The organism is Devosia geojensis (assembly GCF_000969415.1).
In the GTDB taxonomy this organism is placed as follows: Bacteria; Pseudomonadota; Alphaproteobacteria; order Rhizobiales; family Devosiaceae; genus Devosia; species Devosia geojensis.
In genome coordinates, this window is record NZ_JZEX01000113.1 from 49,006 (window position 1) to 66,489 (window position 17,484).

Annotated in this window: 14 protein-coding genes; 2 read left to right on the forward strand and 12 right to left on the reverse strand. The window is 67.1% G+C overall.

All coding sequences use genetic code 11. The features are described 5' to 3' along the window. Nucleotides 1-77: 77 nt before the first annotated feature. From VE25_RS12245 to VE25_RS12265, 5 genes are all read right to left on the reverse strand, one after another. On the reverse strand, nt 78-908 hold the full coding sequence (locus tag VE25_RS12245; protein ID WP_046108912.1) for an ABC transporter ATP-binding protein: 831 nt from the start codon (nt 906-908) through the stop codon (nt 78-80). A 5-nt stretch (nt 909-913) separates the two neighbouring features. Next, nucleotides 914-1,966: a FecCD family ABC transporter permease gene (locus VE25_RS12250; protein WP_046108913.1), complete on the reverse strand. Its 1,053-nt coding sequence runs from the start codon at nt 1,964-1,966 to the stop codon at nt 914-916. Then, the gene (locus VE25_RS12255; RefSeq protein WP_046108914.1) at nt 1,966-2,997 is read right to left on the reverse strand and encodes a FecCD family ABC transporter permease; all 1,032 of its coding nucleotides are present in this window, start codon (nt 2,995-2,997) and stop codon (nt 1,966-1,968) included. The genes VE25_RS12250 and VE25_RS12255 overlap by 1 nt, the downstream gene beginning before the upstream one ends. Continuing rightward, nucleotides 2,997-3,962 carry an ABC transporter substrate-binding protein gene (locus VE25_RS12260; RefSeq protein WP_046108915.1) on the reverse strand — a complete coding sequence of 322 codons (966 nt, stop codon included), beginning with the start codon at nt 3,960-3,962 and terminating at the stop codon, nt 2,997-2,999. The genes VE25_RS12255 and VE25_RS12260 overlap by 1 nt, the downstream gene beginning before the upstream one ends. A gap of 81 nt (nt 3,963-4,043) precedes the next feature. Further along, nucleotides 4,044-5,003, reverse strand: coding sequence for an ABC transporter substrate-binding protein (locus VE25_RS12265; RefSeq protein WP_046108916.1), 960 nt, complete (start codon nt 5,001-5,003; stop codon nt 4,044-4,046). A gap of 159 nt (nt 5,004-5,162) precedes the next feature. Between VE25_RS12265 and VE25_RS12270 the strand changes: the two genes are divergently transcribed. After that, nucleotides 5,163-6,068 (forward strand): ABC transporter substrate-binding protein, encoded by a 906-nt coding sequence (locus tag VE25_RS12270; RefSeq protein WP_046108917.1) that lies wholly within the window; start codon nt 5,163-5,165, stop codon nt 6,066-6,068. 54 nt (nt 6,069-6,122) lie between these two features. Here the strand turns inward: VE25_RS12270 and VE25_RS12275 are convergent, their stop codons facing one another. The 7 genes from VE25_RS12275 to VE25_RS12305 form a co-directional block, all read right to left on the reverse strand. Further along, nucleotides 6,123-7,358: an SAM-dependent methyltransferase gene (locus VE25_RS12275; protein ID WP_083988902.1), complete on the reverse strand. Its 1,236-nt coding sequence runs from the start codon at nt 7,356-7,358 to the stop codon at nt 6,123-6,125. Between the two features lie 160 nt (nt 7,359-7,518). Then, nucleotides 7,519-9,306 carry a single-stranded-DNA-specific exonuclease RecJ gene (gene recJ / locus VE25_RS12280; RefSeq protein ID WP_046108918.1) on the reverse strand — a complete coding sequence of 596 codons (1,788 nt, stop codon included), beginning with the start codon at nt 9,304-9,306 and terminating at the stop codon, nt 7,519-7,521. Nucleotides 9,307-9,373: 67 nt separating this feature from the next. Continuing rightward, nucleotides 9,374-10,360 (reverse strand): class II fructose-bisphosphatase, encoded by a 987-nt coding sequence (gene glpX / locus VE25_RS12285; RefSeq protein ID WP_046108919.1) that lies wholly within the window; start codon nt 10,358-10,360, stop codon nt 9,374-9,376. 75 nt (nt 10,361-10,435) lie between these two features. Then, nucleotides 10,436-11,776: a homoserine dehydrogenase gene (locus VE25_RS12290; RefSeq protein WP_046108930.1), complete on the reverse strand. Its 1,341-nt coding sequence runs from the start codon at nt 11,774-11,776 to the stop codon at nt 10,436-10,438. 226 nt (nt 11,777-12,002) lie between these two features. Beyond that, a complete protein-coding gene (locus VE25_RS12295) occupies nt 12,003-12,977 on the reverse strand; it encodes an ABC transporter substrate-binding protein (protein WP_046108920.1) in 975 nt (324 codons plus the stop codon). Nucleotides 12,978-12,994: 17 nt separating this feature from the next. Beyond that, nucleotides 12,995-13,972 (reverse strand): iron-siderophore ABC transporter substrate-binding protein, encoded by a 978-nt coding sequence (locus VE25_RS12300; protein WP_052731928.1) that lies wholly within the window; start codon nt 13,970-13,972, stop codon nt 12,995-12,997. Between the two features lie 126 nt (nt 13,973-14,098). Continuing rightward, nucleotides 14,099-15,319 carry an LL-diaminopimelate aminotransferase gene (locus tag VE25_RS12305; RefSeq protein WP_046108921.1) on the reverse strand — a complete coding sequence of 407 codons (1,221 nt, stop codon included), beginning with the start codon at nt 15,317-15,319 and terminating at the stop codon, nt 14,099-14,101. Nucleotides 15,320-15,798: 479 nt separating this feature from the next. Here VE25_RS12305 and VE25_RS12310 point away from each other — a divergent pair, with 479 nt between their 5' ends. Beyond that, complete coding sequence (locus VE25_RS12310) at nt 15,799-17,133, forward strand: glycosyltransferase (RefSeq protein ID WP_052731929.1); 1,335 nt, start codon at nt 15,799-15,801, stop codon at nt 17,131-17,133. Nucleotides 17,134-17,484 lie beyond the last annotated feature (351 nt).

Below are 17,484 nucleotides of genomic sequence, written 5' to 3' on the forward strand. Positions count from 1 at the left end.
CGCCTGGGCGTCCACCACCTCTCCCTCGGGGGAGAGGTCGGCGCGTAGCCGCCGGGTGAGGGGGCCTTCAACGAACCCTACGCGTTCTCCCGCGCCTGCGCATGATGCCGCCCGATCGGCACGATCATGGGCGTCTGCGAGATGGGATCGACGACCACGCGCGAGTCCATCGAGAAGACGTCGCGCACCAGTTCTTCGGTCACCACCTCCACCGGCCGCCCTTCGGCAACAAGCCGGCCGGCCTTCATCGCGACGATATGGTCGGCGTAGCGGCAGGCGAGATTGAGGTCGTGCAGCACGACGACGACAGTGCGCCCGCCGCGCACGAGGTCGGTGAGGAGATCCAGCACCTCGACCTGATGGTTGATGTCGAGGAAAGTCGTCGGCTCGTCGAGCAGCAGCAGGTCCGTTTTCTGGGCGAGAGCCATGGCGATCCAGACGCGCTGGCGCTGGCCGCCGGAGAGTTCGTCCACCGGGCGGTCGGCGAGCTCGAGGGTGTCGGTCGCGGCAAGCGCCTCGGCGACGGCGGCATCGTCCTCGGCGGTCCAGCGGCGGAACCATCCCTGGTGGGGATAGCGGCCGCGCCCGACGAGGTCGGCGACGACGATGCTTTCGGGCGCGGTCGGCGACTGCGGCAGCACGCCGAGAATGGTCGCGACCTCGCGCGTCGACATCGCGTGGATCGACTTGCCGTCGAGGAGCACAGTGCCGTGGGTCGGCGCCAGCAGACGCGCAAGCCCGCGCAGCATGGTCGACTTGCCGCAGGCGTTGGCGCCGACGATCACTGTCAGCTTGCCGGGCGGGATGGCGATATCGAGGTTGCTGACGACCTCGCGCGTGCCATAGGCGAGGTGCATGCCGGTGGCCGCGAGGGTGTGGCGGGTGGTCATGGGCTTGGCTCCGGTCATTTCTTCTACCCTCCCCGTCCCTGCCGGTTGGCGGCCGCCAGGAACCACAGCAGGAATCCGGCCCCGAAAATGCCGGTGACGACGCCGACGGGCAGTTGCGTTGCCGGCAGCGCGTGCTGGGCGACCATGTCGGACCCCAGCATGACGATGGCGCCGACAAGCGCCGATTGCAGGAAGCCGCCGCCGGCCCCGGCGAGGAGTGCGCGCGCGATGGGGCCGGCGACGAACGCGACGAAGCCGACGGGTCCCGCCGCGGCGGTGGCGAAGGCGGCATGGGCGACGGCGACGACGATGAGGGCAAGCTTGGTGGGTTCCACCCGGTTGCCGAGGGCCGTGGCCGCGTCGTCGCCGAGCTGGAGGACATCGAGCGAGCGCACGAGATAGACGGTCGCCGGGATCAGCAGCACCAGCGCCCCGGCGAGCGGCAGGATATCGTTGAGGTTGGCGGCATTGAGGCTGCCGACCAGCCAGGCGAGCGCCTCCTGGGCTTCCTGCAGGCGGGCGCGGGTGAAGAGATAGCTGATGATGGCGCCCATGATCGCAGCGATGGCGATGCCGACGAGCACGACGCGGTAGGGTGTGACGCCGCCGCGCCAGGCAAGCGCGTAGATGGCGAAGGCGGTGAGCATGGCGCCGGCGAGCGCGCCCAGGGAGACGCCGACGCCGGTTATGCCGAAGACCAGCATGCAGATCACCGCCGCCGCGCTCGCCCCGTGCGAGATGCCGATGATGTCGGGGCTCGCCAGCGGATTGCGCAGCAGCGTCTGGAAGATGGCGCCGGAAAGGCCGAAGGCGACGCCGGTGAGGATGGCGAGCGTCGTGCGCGGCAGGCGCACGTTGAGGACGATGAAATCAACGCCGCGGTTGACCTCGCCGGTCAGCGGCGAGAGCAGCGAGCGCACGATCGCATCCGGGGCGACGGGATAGTCACCGAGATAGAGCGAGGCGGCGATGGCGGCGAGCAGCGCGACGACCAGCAGTGTCGTGACACGCCGGCGGCGCGCCGCGAGGGACTGGCGGATGGCGGAGATGCCGCTGGCTTCTACAAGTGTCGTCATCACAGGGTCGCCAGTTTCCGGCGCCGCACCAGCGCGATGAAGAACGGCGCGCCGATGGCGGCGGTGACGATGCCGACCTGCACCTCGCCGGGCGGCGCCACGACGCGCCCGATGATGTCGGCACCCAGCAGCAGGATCGGCGCCAGCAGCATGGAATAAGGCAGGATCCAGCGGTAGTTGGGCCCGGTGACAGCGCGCGCGACATGCGGCACGGTGAGGCCGACGAAGGCTATCGGACCGGCCGCCGCAGTCGCCGAGCCGGCGAGGATCACAGCGGCAAGTCCGGCGATGGCGCGCGAGATTTTGACGTTCTGCCCGAGGGAGCGGGCGACGTCCTCGCCGAGCGACAGGCCATCGAGCATACGGGCGGTAGCGAGCGCCAGCACGATGCCGGCGAGGAGGAACGGCAGCACCTGCATGAGCACGGCCATGTCGCGACCGGCGAGCGAGCCGACCTGCCAGAAGCGCAACTGATCAAAGGTCGTCGGGCTCATCAGCAGCACGGCGCTGACGACGGAGGTGAGCGCCGCGGTCATGGCGGCGCCGACGAGGGCGAGCTTCACCGGGGTCGCACCCTCGCGTCCGATGGAGGCGATGCCGTAGACGACGAACATCGCCACCCCCGCCCCGGCAAAGGCCAGCCAGACGTAGATGCTGAGTTGAGTGATGCCGAAGAGCGTGATGCCCATGACCACGAAGACGGCCGCGCCGGCGTGGATGCCGAGAATCGAGGTGTCGGCGAGGGGGTTGCGCGTCGCGCCCTGCAGCACGGCGCCCGAGAGGCCGAGGGCGGCGCCGACCAGCAGGCCGATCAGCGTGCGCGGCAGGCGCAGGTCCCAGATGATGCGGTGGTCGGTGGAATCCGGATCGAAAGCGGTGAGTGCCGTCCACACCATGTCGAGCGGAATGGCGCGCGCGCCGACCGTCATCGACAGGAAGGCCACCATGGCAACGATCACCGCCAGCCCCAGAAGGCCGAGAGCGAGCGTCGCCTGGTAGCGCATCACCGTGGGACGGACGGACGCCTCCATCACTGCGCGACCAGGTTCTCGTCGGCGGCCTCGATCGCGGCCGTGAGATTGTCGAGCTGCTCGGCGTAGGAGCGATAATTGCGCAGCCAGAACGCGGGCCACTCGCCCACTGCGCCGGCTTCCGCCGCCTTGATGGCGGTGAACATCGGCTGGGCGAAGGCGTCGTCGCGGTTGCTGGCGACACGGTTGTCGATGAGGACGAGGTCCGGCTGGTACTTGTCGGCGTTCTCCCAGCTCACCGTTTCCCAATAACCGCGGTCGTTGGCGGTCTCGGGCGTGATGAGGTCGAGTCCCCAGTCGCGCATGTCCATGAGCTCGGCAGCGCCTTCAGGCGCGGCGACGTGCAACGCGTCGGTACCGGCCCAGACCGCCAGCGCCGTGAGGCCAGGCTTCGCCGCCACGGCCGCCTGGAAGGCGTCACGCGCGCGCTCGAACTCAGCCTTGTCGGCGGCGATCTGCGGCGCCGAGAGATCGGCGCCGAGGCTTTCGGCCAGCTCCTCGTAATCCTCGATGAGGGTGACGATGCTGTCGGCCTGCGCCGGGCCGGTCACGGGAGCCAGGTCGCGCAGGGGGCTGCCCTCCCCGGTCACGGACTTGCCGCCGGCCCAGGTCCTGTTGATCGGGTAGAACTCGGCGACGACGAGGTCCGGATCGAGCGCGGCGACCTTCTCGATATCGATCTCGTTGAAAGCGGTGCCGACCATCTCGATGCCGGTGAGATCGAGCCCCTGCAGCGGCTTGTTCTCTTCGGCGGGGCTATCGGCGAAGATGCCGACCGGACGGATGCCGAGCGGGATCAGCGCGGCGGCGGCAACGGCGCTGGTGATGAGGCGCTGAGGAACGTCATCGAGCGTGATGGTCGCGCCCGACCCGTCGATATAGCTCCATTGCTGGGCCTGCACGGAAGCCGCCAGCGCGAGGTGCAGGGTGGCAATGAGCGGAACGAGGTAGCGACGAGAGGCCATCGAGCCCTCCATGGCTGGGCGATCGCCTCACCTATCGAGCCCAAACATGAATAGTCAAGTCATGTTACAGGCGTCGTGCTCCTAGTCGGTCAGGTTCTCGTCGGCGGCGCTGATCGCGGCGGTGAGCTTTTCCAGTTCGCCGGCATAGGCGCCGTAATTGCGCAGCCAGTAGGCGGGCCATTCGGCGACCGCGCCGGCTTGCGCCGCCTTGATCGTCGTCCAGGTCGGCTGTGCGAGGGCAGTCTCGAGCGTGGTGGCGGAGCGGTTGTCGACGAGGATCAGATCCGGCTGGTATTTGTCGGCCTGCTCCCAGCTCAGCGTTTCAAAGTAACCGCGGTCGTCGGCCACCTCGGGCGTGATGATGTCGAGTCCCCAGCGCTCGAAATCCACCAGTTCGGAGGCGCCGGCAGGCGCGGCAACATAGAGTGCGTCGGCGCCGGCCCACACGGCGAGCACGGTTAGGCCCGGCTTTGCGGCGACGGCCTCCTCGAAAGCGGCACGGGCCTCTTCGAACGCCGCCTTGTCGGCGGCGACCTGCGGTTCGCTGAGGTCGGCGCCGAGGCTCGTGGCGAGGTCCTCGTAGTCTTCGACGAGGGCAAGGATCGAATCGCCGACCGTCGGGCCGGTGATTGGCGCCAGGGCGCGCAACGGACTCTCGGCCCCGGTCACGCCCGGTCCGCCGCTCCAGGCGTCGTCGAGCGGCCAGTATTCGGCGATGACGATGTCCGGCTCCAGCGCCGCGACCTTCTCGATGTCGATCTCGCCCCAGGCCTGCCCCACGATCTCGATGCCGGCGAGGTCAAGCCCCTGCAGCGGCTTGCTGTCGGCGACCGCGCTGTCCGCATAGATGCCGACCGGGCGGATGCCGAGCGGAATGAGCCCCGCGGCCGCGTCGGCGCTGGCGACGATCCGCGTCGGCACCTCGTCGAGGGTGACGGTCTGACCCGAGTCGTCCGTATAGCTCCAGGACTGCGCATGGGCAGCCGATGAAAGCGCGACGGCGGCGGCCATGGCGGCGGCGAGGAGGGTCCGATGCTGCATTGTCAAACCTGATTGTCGAGCACAAGAATTCCTCGCACCTATTCCGGTCCGCACCGGACCTGTCAAGCCGCCTGCGGTCCGACGACGCTTCAATAAGCGGATGTTGACAGTCATATTAACTTTGGCTGTGTTTGCCGCCCAGACCGGAAAGAGAATGCAATGCCCACGACCCGCACGACGCTGGCGACGCTGATGATTGCCGCCACCTTCACCGCATCCGCAGAGGCGCGCGAGATCACCCATGCCATGGGGGTCACGGACGTGCCGGACAATCCGCAACGCGTCGTGGTGTTGACGAATGAAGGCACCGAGGCTGTGGTGCATCTGGGTGTGGCGCCGGTCGGTGCGGTGCAATCCTGGTACGCCGACCCCTGGTACGAGCATATCGCCGCCGGCCTGGCCGAGACCGTCCCGCTCGGCACGGAAACCGCCGTCGATCTCGAGCGGCTCGCCGCGCTCGAGCCCGATCTCATCATCGGCTCCAAGGTCCGGCAGGAAAAGCTTTACGACCAGCTCTCGGCCATCGCGCCCACGGTCTTCTCGCAGACCATAGGCGGCGTCTGGCGGGAGAACTACGAGCTCTATGCCGATGCGCTGGGTCTTGCCGAGAAGGGGACGGCGGACCTCGCCGCGTTCGATGCGCGGGTGGAGCGCCTGCGCGAAGAACTCGGGCCGGCGGTCGAGGAGGAGATTTCGCTGGTGCGGTTCTCGCCCGGCCGCACGCGGCTCTATTTCCGCGACAACTTCCCCGGCGTGATCCTTGCCGAGATCGGATTCACGCGCCCGGCGGCGCAGGACAAGCCGGGCGTCGGCGAGGAGATCGGCAAGGAGCGCATCTCCGACATGGCGGGCGACCGGATCTTCTATTTCTCGGACGCCGATGCGGATTCGGTCGCCTATCTCGCCGACTGGACCGGTGAGCCGCTCTGGCAATCGCTCGCAGCTGTCGAGGCCGGCAAGGCGCATGCGGCGGACAACCTGATCTGGAACGCAGGCATCGGCATCTATTGCGCGCACCTGCTGCTCGACGACATCGCGCGCGCCTACGGCGTTCCCGCACCATAAAGCAAAGGGCGGTCCACGGGGGACCGCCCTCATTCACTCGCGCGACCGGCCTGATCAGGCCGGCTTGCGGTACTGGTAGATGCCGACGTCGATCGACCCTTCGGTGAAGCCCGCCTCGCAGTAGCTGAGATAGTAGACCCACTTGCGCTTGAAGTGCTCGTCGTATCCGAGCGGGGCGATCATCGGCCAGCGCTCCAGGAACCGCTCGCGCCAGAGGGCCAGCGTGCGCGCATAGGAGAGCCGGAAGTTCTCGGCATTCTCCAGCACCAGCCCCACCTTCTCGCCGAACTCCTTCATCACCGTCTTGGTCAGCAGCATGCCGCCCGGGAAGATATAACGTTGGATGAAGTCGGGACCGCTGCGGTAGTGCTCGAAATCGGCCTCGTTGATGGTGATGGCCTGGATGGCGGCGGTGCCGCCGGGCTTCAGACGGTCATGGAGCGTCTGGAAGTAGCTCGGCCAGTTATCCTCGCCCACCGCCTCGATCATCTCGATGGAAGCGATGTGGTCGAACTGGCCCTCTGTATGCCGGTAGTCCTCGAACACCAGCTCGGCGAACTTGTCGAGGCCCTGGCTCTTTAGGCGTTCGAGGCCGAACTTGAGCTGTTCGGCCGAAAGGGTGATGCCGCGCAGCTTCGCCTTGTAGTGGCGCGCCACCGTTTCGGCGAACCCGCCCCAGCCGCAGCCGATCTCGAGCACCGTCGAGCCCTCGGTCACGCCGGCCATGTCGGCCACGCGCCGGTATTTGACGAGTTGGGCTTCCTCGAGGCTCTGGTCGCCGGAGGTGAAGACGGCCGACGAATAGGTCATCGAAGGGTCGAGCCACTGGCCGTAGAAGTCGTTGCCGAGGTCGTAGTGCTCGGCGATGTTCTTCTTGGACCCTTCGAGTGTGTTGCGACGCGAGATGTGGTAGTGCAGGTCCTGGGCGGCCTTGCGGAAGAAGCCGGGATTGGCGTTGTCGAACATGTCGCGGTTCTGCAGGAAGAACCGGAACAGCGCGGTCAGGTCGTCGACTTCGATATCGCCGTTCATGTAGGCGGCGGAAAAACCGACCGTACCGCGCTTCATGGCTTCGGAGAGCACGCGGAAGTTCTTGAGACGCAGGACCGCATGCTGCCCGGTGGCCGGGTTGCCCAGCGTGCGGGTGCGTCCGTTGGGCAGAATGACGGTCACTGCGCCGTATTTCGGGTTACCGATGAGGCGCAGGCCCGCCCATTCCACGAATCGCGAGAAGAGGTGCGTCCAAAGCGAGGTGCCGCTGCGAGACTGGTCTACGGCTGTCTTGGTCATACTGCTGACGGGTCCGAACTTGCGCGGCGCCGCCTTCAATGTGGCAGCCGCTGGAGTTACAGGGGCGGCGAAAGGCACCATGGCCCGCGCCCCGCGGACGCTGCCGGTGTCATGCCTTCCAATAGTTTAGCTCCCGAAAACGGATATGCAAGACGCTCTTTCACGGCTTCGCGAGGTCGACGACCCGCACCTGGACCTGCTCGCGGCCCTGCCAGTGGTCGAGCGAGAGCGTGCCGGCGACGTGGAGGGGGCCGCCGTCGGGGCCGCGCATCAGGGCATCGCCGATGGCGTTGTTGGCGGCGCGGAAGGCGATGGCCTTGAGCCTGGCGCCGTCGTCGCTGCCGAGCGAGAAGCTGACGTGCCCGCCCTTGCCGACGACCTGCGGGAAACGGATCCAATGGGCGGGAAAAGCAAAGACCGGCGTCGGATTGCCGGCGCCATAAGGCCCTGCCCGCTCGATCTCGTGCACGAGCTCGGGCGTCGCGCCACGAGCCGTCAGCGCCGCGTCGATCTTCAGGGCCGTGGCGGCGCGAGCGGCGGCGACGGCCTCGGCGAGAGCCGCATTGAGATGGGCGCGCAGAGCCGCGAGCTCCCCGTTGCGCAGCGTCACGCCCGCAGCCATCGCGTGCCCGCCGCCCTTGGCGATGAGGCCGGTCTCGACCGCGTCGATGATCGCCCGGCCGAGATCGACCCCCGGCATGGAGCGGCCCGAGCCGGTGCCGGTGCCATCCGGATTGAGGGCGACGGCGACGACCGGCCGCTCGAAGCGTTCGCGCAGGCGCGAGGCGACAAGGCCGACCACGCCGGCATGCCAGTTGGCGGAGGCCAAAACGAGGACCGGCGGCCCCTCCCCGCCTCCGATCTCGGCCTCGGCGGCGGCCGCAGCTTCCTCGACCGCCTCGACCTCGATGCGCTGGCGCTCGACATTGAGCTCGTCGAGCCGGGCGGCGATGGCCAGCGCCTGGTGCTCGTCGTCAAGGCTCAGCAGACGCGCACCGAGCGCCGCATCGCCGATGCGCCCGCCGGCATTGATGCGCGGGCCGATGAGAAAGCCGAGGTGATAGGGATTGAGCGGACCATTGATGCGGGCGGCGAGAGCCAGAGCCGAAACGCCCCGGTTGCGGCCGGAGCGCGCAACCTCGAGACCGCGCAGGACGAAGGCGCGGTTGAGCCCGGTCAACGGCACCACGTCGCAGACCGTCGCGAGCGCCACGAGATCGAGAAAGCCCATCAGATCCGGCAGGTTGGTGTCGCCGCGCTGGCGCAGCAGCCGGTTGACGGCGACCAGCACCATGAACGTCACCCCGGTGGCGCAGAGATAGCCAAGACCGGAGATGTCGTCGGGCCGGTTCGGGTTGACCAAGGCGTTGGCGGGGGGCAGTTCATGGTCGGACAGGTGATGGTCGACGACCAGCACGTCGGCGCCGCGTTCGCGGGCGTGGGCGATGGGGTGGTCGCTCGTCGTGCCGCAGTCGAGGGTGACGATGAGCGAGGCGCCGGCGTCGATGAGCTTGTCCATCGCCGCGACGTTCGGGCCATAACCCTCGAAGATGCGATCTGGAATATGGACGCTCGGCACGACGCCGAAATGAGCGAGATACCGGCTCATCAGCGCGCAGGCGCAGGCCCCGTCGACGTCGTAGTCGCCGAAGAGCGCCACCGGCTCATTGTCGGTGATGGCCCTGACCAGCCGCTCGGCGAGCGCATCTATGTCGGTCAGGGTCGACGGGTCCGGCATCAGCTCGCGGATGGTCGGCTCGAGGAAGCGTTCGGCATCGTCAATGCCGACGCCGCGCGCCGCAACGATGCGGGCGAGGATTTCGGAAAGTCCCGTGCGCTGGCCGATGGCGCCGGCGTTCCGCACAGCGTTGGCGTCGAGCCGATCGATCCATGTTCGCCCGGTGATCGAGCTCTTGACGTCGAGGAATGTGCGCGGGGCGTCGAGCATGGGCAAAGCTAAGCCACAAGCGGGGCCATGGGGCTAGTCCCCGGGGTGATGCAGGCTGTGCAAATCCTCAGCGCGCGTGGCGGGCATTCACCCAGCGGATGGTCTGCGACCAGGAGCGCATGACGATGGTGGAGGTCTCGACGCTGTCGCGGCGCAACTTGACGCCGGTGAGCATGTTGCCGTCGGTGACGCCGGTGGCAGCAAAGAGCACGTCGCCGGACGCCAGATCGGTCACTTCATAGATGCGGTTGGGGTCGGCAATTCCCATCCGCTGGGCGCGATCGCGCTTCTCGGGCGTATCGAGGATCAGCTTTCCCTGCATCTGCCCGCCGGTGCAGCGCAGCGCCGCGGCGGCCAGAACGCCCTCCGGCGCGCCGCCGGAGCCGAGATAGATGTCGATGCCGGTGTCCTCGGTCTGCGCCGCGTGGATGACGCCGGCGATGTCGCCGTCGCTGATGAGCTTGACTGCCACCCCACAGGCGCGCAACTCGTCGATGAGGGCGGCGTGACGTGGCCGGTCAAGGACGCACGCAGTGATCTCGGAGAGCGGCACGCCCTTGGCTTCGGCGAGCGCCGTGACGTTCTCTGTCGGGCTGCGCTCGATATGCACCAGACCCTCGGGATAGCCGGGGCCGATGGCGATCTTGTGCATGTAGACGTTGCGCGCGACGTTCAGCAGCCCGCCGCGCTCGGCGAGCGCCAGCACGCAGATCGAATCGGGCTGGTTCTTGGCGCAAAGGGTAACGCCCTCGAGCGGGTCGACCGCGATGTCGACCTCGGCGCCGGTGCCGGCACCGACTTCCTCGCCGATATAGAGGCTGTCCACCTCGTCCCGCTCGCCCTCGCCGATGACGATACGTCCGTTGATCTGTACCTTGGCGAGCTCGCCGCCCATGGCTTCGACTGCGGCCTCGTCGGCGGCCTTCTCATCGCCCTTGCCGCGCCAGTAGGCGGCGGCGATGGCGCCGTGCTCGGTGACGCGCACGATCTCGAGCGTCAGGGCGCGGTCGATGTGGGCGGGCGTCCTGTTGCTGTCCGCCTTGGTCAGTTTCATGGCCGTCTCCCCCACCCGTTTTGCGCCCGCTCTCCTTGTCCGGCATTACGGCGCCGTTATGGCGGGCGCCAAGCCCTAGAGAGTCTCTATGCGGATCAGCTGCGGCTCCCCCACTATGAACCCGTCGTCAGCGATCAGCGCAAGCGATTCGCGCACATCCGCCTCGAGGGTATCCTGAGTGAGGAGGACGACCGTCCGGGTGCGCATGCCTTCGCCGGCGGGGTCGGTAACGTGCAGGTCCGGGCGCTGTATGACGCTTTCGATGGAGATCGAGCGCTCTGCCATGCGGGTGGCGATGGCGGCGAGCGCGCCGGGCACGTCCTTGGCGTTGAGGCGGATGTAGTAGCCGCCCTCATGGGCACGCATGGGCGCCTGTTTATAGGGCAGGAGCTCGGCGCTGGAGACGCCGAGCGGCGGGACCTTGGTGCCGCGGGCGATGTCGAGGATGTCCGAGAGCACCGAGGATGCCGTCGGCGGACCGCCGGCGCCGGGGCCGGCCAGCAGCAGTTCGTGCACATGGTCGGTTTCGAGCGCGACGGCGTTCATCACGCCGTCGACGCCGGCGATGGCGCTGCCCTTGGGCACCAGCGTCGGATGCACGCGCTGCTCGATGCCGCCGTCCGAGCGCTGGGCAATGCCGAGGAGCTTGATCTTGTAGCCGAGGTCCGCCGCCACCTTGATGTCGGCCTGCGAGATGCGGGTGATGCCCTCGACATGGATGCGGTCCGGGGCGATCTCGTAGCCGAAGCAGAGCGTGGCAAGGATCGCGAGCTTGTGGGCGGTGTCGAAGCCCTCGACGTCGAAGGTCGGGTCGGCCTCGGCGTAGCCCAGCTCCTGCGCATCCTTGAGGCACTCGGCAAAGGAGATCCCCTCCTCGCCCATGCGGGTGAGGATGTAGTTGCAGGTGCCGTTCATGATGCCGTAGACGCGCTCGATGGAGGCCGAGCCCAGCCCCTCGCGCAGCGTCTTGATGACCGGGATGCCGCCGGCGACCGCCGCCTCGAAGCCGAGCTGCGTGCCGGCCTCCTCGGCGACCTTGGCGAGTGCAACGCCATGTTTGGCGAGCAGCGCCTTGTTGGCCGTCACCACCGGGCGGCCGATCTCGAGCGCCGCTTTCACCGCGGCATAGGCAGGTCCGTCCTCGCCGCCGATGAGCTCGACGAAAAGGTCGATGCGGTCGGATTTGGCGAGCGCCACCGGATCGTCGAACCATTCGAGCCCGGAGATGTCGACACCCCTGTCGCGCGAGCGCGAGCGGGCGGCGACGGCGGTCACCACGATCTGGCGGCCGAGCTTGCGGGTCAGCTCCACGCCGTCCTTCTGCAGGATGCGCACCAAGGTCGCGCCGACATTGCCGAGGCCGGCGACGCCGATGCGCAGCGGCGTATCGCTGCCGGCATCGGCGAACTCCTGCATGGCCTTGAGGATGCGCATGCGCGTATCCGAACGCGGCTCGCGGCCCTCGCGCAGGTCGAAGACGAAGAGCGGATCGCCCGCGATCGTCCGCCCGAAACGGGTGGGCGTCCATCCGCGGGCGGAGATGAAGGCTTCGACGGTCTGGCGGAAGGATTGTATGTCGCTCATGGCGCGACACATGAATAGGAAATCGCCTAGCCGTCAATAGGAGTTTACGGGACGCGCGCTATTGCCGCGCCACCTTCGCTGCCTCGCCTACGACCTTGATGTATTCGGGAAAACCCCAGCGGAGCGAGAGCGGAGTGACGGCGCCCGCTACGGCCATGGTCTTCTCGATACCCGTCAGCCGCGCATAGGCGCCCTTCTCGACCAGAGGAGCAAGCTGGATATAGGAAAGCGCGAAGAACTCGTCGGCGATCTGGTCGCTGTCGAAGAGGGTGACCAGCATATCGGCTTCGATCTGGTCGAAATTCTCGTAGCTGAGGAGATAGGAAATACCGGTGGGCACCATCGCTCCATCGGGCGCCTTGGGCGCGGCGACCATGCCGAGATCGACGAGGAGCTGCACGCGCGGATCCTTCTCCATGCGCACGGCGACCTGACCATCGTTGCGGTTGAGGACGTTGGCAAAAACCGCCCCCTGGATCTCGGGATATGCGGCCGCTTCCTCGCGCATGAACGCCTCGGTCTCGGCGACGAGCGTATCCGCCTCCGCCGAAAGCCCGAGGGCGGCGCCGGTGAGCTCCACAACCTGCTGCCAGCTCGCGAACCAGGACGTCTCGGGATAGGCGACGACCGGCGCGATATTGCTGAGGAGATCGAACTCCTCCTGCGTCAGCCCCGAATAGGGCGCGAGGATCACGTCGGGTTCGAGCGCGGCGATGGCCTCGACGGGCGGCTCGGTCGTATTGGGAAGGATCACGGGCATCTCCGCCCCCATTTCGGCGAGCTTCGCCTCGGTCCACGGCAGCACGCCGTCGTCCCCGCCGCCATAAGGGAAGAACGGCATGCCGACGGGTACGATGCCGAGATCGAGCACAACGTCCTGCGCAGACCAGCCCCAGGTGACCACCCGTTCCGGCTTTTCGGGGATCAGAGCCTCGCCGAGCGCCGTGGTGACGGTGACGGGGAATGTATCCTGCGCCATCGCACCGGAGATCGAGGCGAGAAGAGCGAGCGTGAGGGATGCGAGCTTGCGCATGAGGGGGCCTGTAAGGATCAGTTGGTGACGTTTTCGGCGGCTTCTGCGAGCACGCCGAGATAGGTGGGGAAGCCCCAGCGCAGCGACAGCGCCGAGGGCGGGGAGACGGCGGCGACGTTCTCGGTGCCGACGAGAGCGGCGAGCCCGCCGTTGCGGATCGGCGGATAGGTCTGGGCATAGGCCTTGGCGAGGAATTCGTCGAGCGCCGACTGCTCCTCGTAGTAGGTGACGAAGATGTCGCCCTTCAGTTCATCGAAGAGCTCGTAGCTCAGCGAATAGAAGAACTCGCCGCCCGCCGGCGCCAGTTCGGCAACGCTCGGGTCGAGTTCGAGGCCGAGGTCGGTCAGGAACTTCATGCGCGCATCGAACGGCGCGTAGACGGCGATGGCGCCGTCATAGTCGTTGGCGCTGGCGAAGGTGATTTCCTCGAGCGCCGGGTGCTTTGCCACCTCGTCCGCCAGCCACTGCTCCGTTTGCGCCACGAGGGCCTCGCCCTCCTCCGGCTTGCCGATGGCATTGCCGACGATGCGCGTCACCTCCTGCCAGGGCGTCGACCAGGCTTCACCGGTATAGGCGACGGTCGGTGCGATGGCCGAGAGCAGCGCGTACTGCTCCTCGGTGATCCCGGAGAAGACGGCGAGAATGAGATCCGGCTGCAGCGCCGCGATCTGCTCGACCGGTGGCTCGCCTGTATTGTCGAGCATGGTCGGCGCCGGTGCGCCTGCGGCGTCCAGTGCCTCCTCGATCCAGGGCTGGATGCCGTCATCGCCTCCGCCGTAGGACTGGAAGGGGATGCCGACCGGAACCACGCCGAGCGCGATCGCCGCGTCCTCGTTGCCCCAGCCCCAGGTGCCGATGCGCTGCGGCTCGGCCTCGATGGTCGTTTGTCCGTAGACATGCTCGATCGTCACGGGGAAAACGGACTGGGCGGAAGCTGCAAGGGCACCGAGAACATAGGCGCCAAGAGCAAGCACTGCGCGGCGAACGAGAGGCATGGACACACTCCGCTGGATCGTCCGATCCCATACAAAAGCGGAGTTATGTTGTCATGTATAATCCGCGCGCAGCCAGCGAAAAGCCGCCGTCCCAGGGGACGGCGGCTGATATGTCTTCGGCCCCGGCTACTTGTTGACGGCGAGGGGCACGACGTTGCCCTGCCCGGCCTTCGAGCCCAGCAGTTTCTTGATGTTGCGCGCCGCCTGGCGGATGCGCTGCTCGTTCTCGACGAAGGCAAGGCGGATATACTGGTCGCCGTATTCGCCGAAGCCCACGCCTGGCGCCACGGCCACGCCCGTCTCCTTGACCAGCAGCTTGGCGAACTCGAGCGAGCCCAGGTGCGCGTACTGGTCCGGGATCGGCGCCCAGGCGAACATCGTGGCCTTGGGAGTGGGGATATTCCAGCCGGAGCGCCCGAAGCTCTCGACCATCACGTCGCGGCGGTGCTTGTAGATGCGGCGCACTTCCTCGATCACCTCGTCCGAACCGTTGAGGGCGGTCGCCGCCGCCACCTGGATCGGCGTGAACGCGCCGTAGTCGAGGTAGGATTTCACCCGTGCAAGCGCCGCGATCAGCCGTTCGTTGCCCACGGCGAAGCCGACGCGCCAGCCCGGCATGGAATAAGTCTTCGACATCGAGGTGAATTCGACGGCGATATCGATGGCGCCCGGTATCTGCAGGATCGAGGGGGGCGGTTCGGTCTCGTCGAAATAGATCTCGGCATAGGCGAGGTCCGAGAGGATGAAGATGCCCTGCTCGCGGCAGTAGCGCACGACCTCGGCATAGAAATCGAGGTCGGCGGTATAGGCCGTGGGGTTGGCTGGATAGTTGAGGATCAGCGCGATGGGCTTGGGGATCGAGTGGCGCACCGCCCGGTCGAGCGAGCGCAGGAAATCCTCGTTGGGCTCGGCCGGCATCGAGCGCACGACGCCGCCCGACATGATGAAGCCGAAGGAGTGGATCGGATAGGTCGGGTTCGGCACCAGCACCACGTCGCCCGGCGCGGTGATCGCCTGCGCCATGTTGGCGAAGCCTTCCTTGGAGCCGAGGGTCGCGACGATCTGGGTGTCCGGATTGAGCTTCACGCCGAACCGGCGGCCGTAATAGCTCGCCTGGGCCTTGCGCAGGCCCGGGATGCCTTTCGAGGTCGAATAGCGGTGCGTCTTGGGGTTGAGCACCGTCTCCTGGAGCTTGGCAACGATATGGTCGGGGGTCGGCAGGTCGGGGTTGCCCATGCCCAGATCGATGATATCGACGCCTTCGGCCCGGGCCTTCGCCTTGATCGGGTTGATGTGCTCGAACACGTAGGGCGGAAGGCGGCGGATGCGGTGGAAGTCTTCGCTCATGATTTCCTCGGCGGGTCGGAACGACCCAGGCTCTCGCGATTTCCTTATAAGGAAGGGCGTCTCGTCCAAGAGAGAACCCGATTATCGCGGAATTGTGGTTGTCAGGGGGTTAAGCGGCAGGGCGCGGACGGTCTCGCGGCGTCATTTGAACGGATCGAGAGCGGCTCCAAGAATGCCTGTCGCCGGTTCGTCATGTTCGGCTCTTCCCGGCCACGCTGTGGCCCTGCGGGAAGAGCTAGCGAGCGTTTGCCGCCCACCAACCCCTTGAAAACGCTGCGAAGGCAGCCGACATCCGGTTACCGGCGAGCGTTGCTCCAACCAGAACGGAAACGGCGGGGGATGGCATCTCTCTTGCCCTTCGACAGCGATTTTTGTAATGAAACCAGCTAGTGAGAGGCCGTTCTTAATTGCACCCGGATGCAATGTAAATGGTCCGGCAGCTCCCGCTTCCGGTCCGAACGGCGTGTGGTGAGGATCGAATGGGTAAGCGCATTGCCTTGTGCACCATAGGCACGCAAGGCGACGTCCAGCCATATCTGGCCCTTGCGGTGGCTCTCAAGCAGAGAGGCTACTCGGTCGTCCTCGGCGCGTCCGAGGACTTCAAGGACATGATCGAGGGCTATGGGGTCGAGTTCCACTCCCTCGGCGCCTCGATCCAGAATTTCCTGCAGCAGTCCCGCTTCGAGAACGCGATGAGCCAGTCGATGCTCATCAACGGCCCTTCGCTGCTGCGCCAGGGCCAGCAGATCGTCGATGTCGCCGCGCGGCACGCCTGGGTAATGTGCCAGGGCGCGGATGCCATCATCCTCAACATGAATACGAGCTTCGGCATCGACATCGCCGAGGCGTTGCGCATCCCGGCGATCATGTCGGCGTTGCAGCCGCTGAACTCGACCAGCGAGTTCCCGCTCTGCATGTACTATGTGGGCTCGGATTTCGGCAAAGCCTTCAACCGGCTGACCTACACGGCCATGACCGTGCAGCAGATGTACTACAACCTGCCGCGCAACAAGCTGCGGCGCGAGCTGATGGGGCTCGACGCGCGGCTGATGGGCGGGCTCTTCCGCAACACCGACGGCTCGCCGCTGACGACCCTCTACGCCTATTCCCCGATCGTTTCGCCGCGCCCGCGCGACTGGCCCAAGACTGCGATCGTCACCGGTTACTGGCCCCTGCACGACCGCAGCAACTGGCAACCCTCTGACGCCTTCCGCAAGTTCCTCGCCGCCGGCGAGGCCCCCGTCTATATCGGTTTCGGCTCCATGCCGTTCGGCGCGCAGCGCAATACGCAGATCCTCAAGGAAGCCGTGCGCGCCTGGGGTGGCCGGGCGGTCGTCGCGCGCGGCTGGGGCGGCATCGATCCGTCGGACCTGCCCGAGAACATCTTCGCCATCGAGAAGGCGCCGCACGACCGGCTCTTCCGCTACGTCAGCGCCGTCGTCCACCACGGTGGAGCGGGCACAACCGCGGCGGGACTCTATCTCGGGCGCCCAACCTTCATCGTGCCGCAGGCGGTCGACCAGCCCTATTGGGGACGGCGCGTCTACGAGCTCGGCTGCGGGCCGAAGCCCGTGCGCCTGCGCAAGCTCACCCCCGAGCTTCTCGCCGAGGCGCTGAAGGACCTTTCGAGCAACGTCTCCTACCGTCATCGCGCGGCAGCCGTCGCCGAGGAGATCAACGCCGAGGACGGCACCGACAAGGCGATCCGCGTCATCGAGCGTGTGATGGCCAACCATCAGCCGCACCTGCGTCCGCTCAATCCCCGCGCGGTCGTGCCCAACCGCCCGCGCCGGAGCGCGCGCAGGGCGTCGTAGGAGCGAGCCGGGCGTGGGGAATGCACATGTCCGCGTCCCCTGTTCATACCCAGACGATCTCGCGGCTTCTGCACCTCCACCAACCCCTCGAGTCGTCATCGCCCGCTTCATGCGGGCGATGACGCAGCGCCGCGTGGCGGCGCGAAGGGACTTCCACCGTCCGGCGACGACGGGGAGATAGTGCCACGCCCTCGTGGTTCGAGGCCGCTTCGCGGCACCTCACCATGAGGGCTACTGGACTGGCACTGGATCAACATCAGCCCTCATGGTGAGGCGGGAGCGCAGCGACCCTCGAACCACGAGGGCGTGGCACAATGCGTGCCCCTCCCCCTTGAGGGGAGGGGATAGGGG